1 protein-coding gene is annotated in these 495 nt (G+C 66.3%); it reads left to right on the forward strand.

Translation table 11 applies throughout. The features are described 5' to 3' along the window. The coding region (locus H7J73_RS26695) for a zinc-binding metallopeptidase family protein (RefSeq protein ID WP_264070803.1) at positions 1-495 on the forward strand (495 nt) is incomplete at both ends.

The raw sequence follows: 495 nt of genomic DNA on the forward strand, positions 1-495 counted from the left end.
CCAGTACAACCTCGGTGTCGTCAACTGGTTCAACGAGGAGGGCGGCCGGTTCGCGCCGTCGATCATGGGCTCATCGGTGTTCGCCGGACTCATGTCCGAAGACGAGATGCTCGACGTGCGCGACCTTTCCGGCGTCTCGGTGGCCGAAGCCCTGACGGCCATCGGCTACCGCGGTAGTGACCCGCGACCCGAGGTCGCCGGATACGCGGAGATCCACATCGAGCAGGGCCGCATCCTCGAACGCGAAGGCATCACGCTCGGGGCGGTGGACTACTCGTGGTACACCCAGAAGTTGGACATCGAGGTACTCGGCGAACAGTCGCACACCGGCGCCACGGCCATGGCCGACCGCCACGACGCACTGGTCGCCGCGAGCAAGGTCGTCCTGCTCGTACACGACGTCACACAGCAGTTCGACGACGAGGCCATCGTCTCCTCGGTCGGGCGATTCACCGTCGAGCCCAACTCGCCGATCGTGGTGGCCCGCCGCGTCCA

Source organism: Mycolicibacterium komossense (genome assembly GCF_025822605.1).
Classification (GTDB): Bacteria; Actinomycetota; Actinomycetes; order Mycobacteriales; family Mycobacteriaceae; genus Mycobacterium; species Mycobacterium komossense.